General features: G+C 30.4%; 3 protein-coding genes. All 3 read left to right on the top strand.

Translation table 11 applies throughout. The features are described from left to right. Positions 1 to 241 precede the first annotated feature (241 nt). The 3 genes from AB8B65_RS15435 to AB8B65_RS15425 all read left to right on the top strand — a co-directional run bounded on the left by AB8B65_RS15435 (position 242) and on the right by AB8B65_RS15425 (position 3271). Positions 242 to 682 carry a cbb3-type cytochrome c oxidase subunit I gene (locus tag AB8B65_RS15435; protein ID WP_405302165.1) on the top strand — a complete coding sequence of 147 codons (441 nt, stop codon included), beginning with the start codon at positions 242 to 244 and terminating at the stop codon, positions 680 to 682. A gap of 303 nt (positions 683 to 985) precedes the next feature. After that, complete coding sequence (locus AB8B65_RS15430; RefSeq protein WP_405302164.1) at positions 986 to 2104, top strand: adenine-specific methyltransferase EcoRI family protein; 1119 nt, start codon at positions 986 to 988, stop codon at positions 2102 to 2104. Positions 2105 to 2107: 3 nt separating this feature from the next. After that, a complete protein-coding gene (locus AB8B65_RS15425) occupies positions 2108 to 3271 on the top strand; it encodes a DUF262 domain-containing protein (protein WP_405302163.1) in 1164 nt (387 codons plus the stop codon). Positions 3272 to 3761 lie beyond the last annotated feature (490 nt).

The raw sequence follows: 3761 nt of genomic DNA, 5'->3' as shown, positions 1-3761 counted from the left end.
TTATTGAAATATACGTATAACTACGTATAGATATTTGTAAAGTATTTCTTAATTTTATAAATTGAAAGCTATTATATAAAATTTGTGATATCCGGATTTATTTATGGGATATGAAGTGTAGATAGTTTTATATAACGAGTTAGCCACAAGTTGACCAGACCAACGAAAATTAGTGATAAATTCAAATTTTTAGATTTTTAATAACCGAATTTCAATCTGAGTATATAACTTAAACTGAAAAATGAAATTTCTGATTAACAAACCACATCTGATTTTTTTACTCGCAATTCCGATTATAATGCTGATTGGAATTTTGAGTGATGATGCCGTATTGGATATAAATGTTCACGACACTTACTACATAATTAATTATTTACATTTAGCAACGCTGATTTCAATTCTTTTCGGAATAATTGGAATTGGATATTGGTTTATGCTAAAAGCAAACAGAAAGCTATCCAAAAGGCTGAATTTGATTCACATTGCGCTGACTTTTGGCGGAATTTTACTCATATGGATTTTGGCACAACTTTTCCGAGAATCAATAATGGAATATAATTTCAATAATAATCTGACTTTAGCAATTTATTTAATAGCTTTAATTGCGATTTTCGGACAAATAATTTATCCGATTAATATAATAAGCGGAATAATAAAAAATCGGAATAAAACCAGTGGCTAACACCGTGTATAATTCATTGCTAGTACTCGCCTACTTACGAAAATCCTCGCAGATTTTCTATCTGTGATTTATTTGCTAACTTTAGTGCTGAAACATGCAACGAAATCATACACAAACACGTTGTGTGTAATGTAAAAATCGTGCTAAAATTGAACATTTGAACTTAAAAAGCCAACGCTCAAACAGCACATTTATTTTTTTGCCGACACGAAAGCCAACGCTGAAAAAAAATAAAAGAGCTGTTTCTTGCCAACGCTGAAAATAATGTTAAATTGAAAACTGAAGATAAAATTAAAATAGAATATGCCAATACCAACAATGACCAATGCTCAAAATTCAAAGAATGATGAATTTTATACACAATATCACGACATTGAAAAAGAAGTTTCGGCATATTTAGAATTTAATCCTGATGTTTTCAAAAACAAAACTGTACTTCTTCCTTGTGATGACCCAGAATGGAGCAATTTCACAAAATATTTCGCACAAAATTTTGAGAGATTTGGAATAAAAAAATTGATAAGTACAAGTTATGCACCTGCAAGTAAATTGTATAAACTCAAAAATCAACCTACACTCTTCGAAACAAGTCATCCTAATTTCGATAGAGACAAAACTATTCAAAATGGCAAAATCTTTTCTTTAACTCGCGATATTTCAGGAGATGGGAAAATTGATATTAACGATTTAGAATGGGAATATTTAGAAGGAGATGGAGACTTCAGTAGTAAAGAAATAAAAAAATTAAGAGACGAATCGGATATAATAGTTACGAATCCACCTTTTTCTCTTTTTAGAGATTTTTTAGCTTGGATAGTTGAAGCGAATAAACAATTTTTATTGATTGGAAATTTAAATGCAATTGCTTACAAAGAACTTTTTCCACTAATTCAAGAAGATAGATTATGGTTAGGTGCAACAAATTTTAATAAAGGAATGTATTTTCAAGTTCCTGATGATTTTGTCTATTCATCTTCATACAAATTTGATAGAGAACAAAATGGTGTAAAAGTAAATCGCGTTCCAGGTGTTTGTTGGTTTACAAATATTGACCACGGAAGAAGACATCAGCCATTACCTCTTATGACTATGGCGGACAATATAAAATTTAGTCGCCATAAAGATATTAAAGGAAAAGAATATCAGAAATATGAAAATTATGACGCTATAGAAATCCCTTGGGTTGATTCTATTCCGAGCGATTATGATGGTGTTATGGGTGTTCCAATAACATTTATTGATAAATACTCACCAGAACAATTTGAAATTATTTGGCAAGCAAGTGGTAACACACGAGCATCAGCACCAAAAAAAATTTTGGAAAGACTTAAATACAAACAACTTAAAGAAGATAGAGGTGGTGGAGCTGTCGTTAATGGAAAAAGAAAATTTGGCAGAATCCTAATAAAACATAGAAAATAATAAATGGAAAATACGTTAAGAACAGATATAACAGTAAAAGATATTTGTGAGGGTTTTGTTTACAATGAACTTGAAGGAAAGGGTTTATTTGGTTTATCAGGTAAATTAACTATCCAACCTGAATATCAAAGAAATTATATTTATGCAGATGGTAAAAAAGATGTTGCTGTAATAGAGTCTATATTGAAAAAATATCCTCTTGGACTTATTTATTTCAACAAAGTAAGTGACGAAAAATTTGAAGTTTTAGATGGTCAACAACGCATCACAAGTATTGGTCGTTATGTATCAAATAAATTTGCCATAAAAGATGACAATGGAATGGAGCAATATTTTAGTGGAATTGCCAAAAGTAAACAGGATTTAATCTTACAAACACCTTTACTAATTTATGAATGTGAAGGAACAGAACCTGAAATTAAAAATTGGTTTCGTACTATTAACATTGTTGGTGTTCCATTAAATAATCAAGAAATTAACAACGCTGTTTTTTCTGGTCCTTTTGTAACGTTAGCAAAAGAAGAATTTAGTAATAGTCAAAATTCAAATATACACAAATGGAGTGCTTATATTTCTGGTAGTGCAAACCGACAAGATTTTTTAGAACGTGCATTAGATTGGGTAAGTAAAGGCGAGATAATTCCTTATATGAGTTTACATCGTTATGATGATAACATTAATGAACTTAAAAATTATTTCACAAGTGTTATTGATTGGGTTTCAGGTGTATTTAAAGATGTAGAATCCGAAATGAAAGGCTTAAAATGGGGAGAATTTTATGAAACTTATAGAAAGACACCTTACAATCCTCAAAAAGTTTCAGAACAAGTTAAGCAACTTTACGCTGACCCTTATGTGAAAAATAGAAAAGGAGTATTTGAATACATTTTAGGAGGCTTAACTGACACAAAATTACTTGACGTTAGAGTATTTGACGAAGCGACTAAAAAGGCAACTTATTCAAAGCAAACTCAAGAAGCCGAGAAAAAAGAAATTTCAAATTGTCCTCTTTGTGCTTTAGGTAATAATTCTAATAAAAACAGAATTTATAAAATTAAAGAAATGGATGCTGACCACGTTACAGCTTGGAGCAAAGGAGGAAAAACAGACATAAAGAATTGCGAAATGTTATGTAAAACTCATAATCGAGCAAAAGGAAATAAATAGAAATATAAACTGAATAATGCCAACGCTCAAAGCCATACACATTTACAATTCGCATCAGCCAACGCTAAACCAAAAATTGCAAAAGAGTATGTCTCGCCAACGCACAATGACGAACTAAAAACAAACATCGGAAAAAAAGCAAAACGTGAAAAACACTACACACAACAACGTGTATAAAACATAGCTATTATAGGCTTTACGAGAGGTTTTTGTATATTTACAAAGTACGCCAAATTTTTTATTTGGTTATATTTAAAAAAGAAATTTAAACATAAAAATAAAAAATTCGGCTCGTGCTAAATCCGAAAAGTTAGTGTCTTTTTATACGCTACGTTTCATACACAAGACCGTTGGCACCAATTTGAAAAATCACCTTCTGAATTTAACTATCATCAATGAAAAGAGACTTAAATCGAGTAGTATTTTATTCAAAACAAGATTTATCAGGTGATAGAAACTTACAAAACGCAGAGCCAATAATTGAGAACTA

It is taken from the genome of Kordia sp., assembly GCF_045105435.1.
Taxonomy (GTDB): Bacteria; Bacteroidota; Bacteroidia; order Flavobacteriales; family Flavobacteriaceae; genus Kordia.
The sequence above is the reverse complement of the archived record's forward strand: the minus strand, read 5'-3'. Positions and strand labels throughout refer to the sequence as shown.

What these genes read in the sequence shown, in the direction of transcription:
- AB8B65_RS15435 (WP_405302165.1), top strand. Translation starts at nt 242, where the DNA reads ATGAAATTTCTGATTAACAAACCACATCTGATTTTTTTACTCGCAATT.
- AB8B65_RS15430 (WP_405302164.1), top strand. Translation starts at nt 986, where the DNA reads ATGCCAATACCAACAATGACCAATGCTCAAAATTCAAAGAATGATGAA.
- AB8B65_RS15425 (WP_405302163.1), top strand. Translation starts at nt 2,108, where the DNA reads ATGGAAAATACGTTAAGAACAGATATAACAGTAAAAGATATTTGTGAG.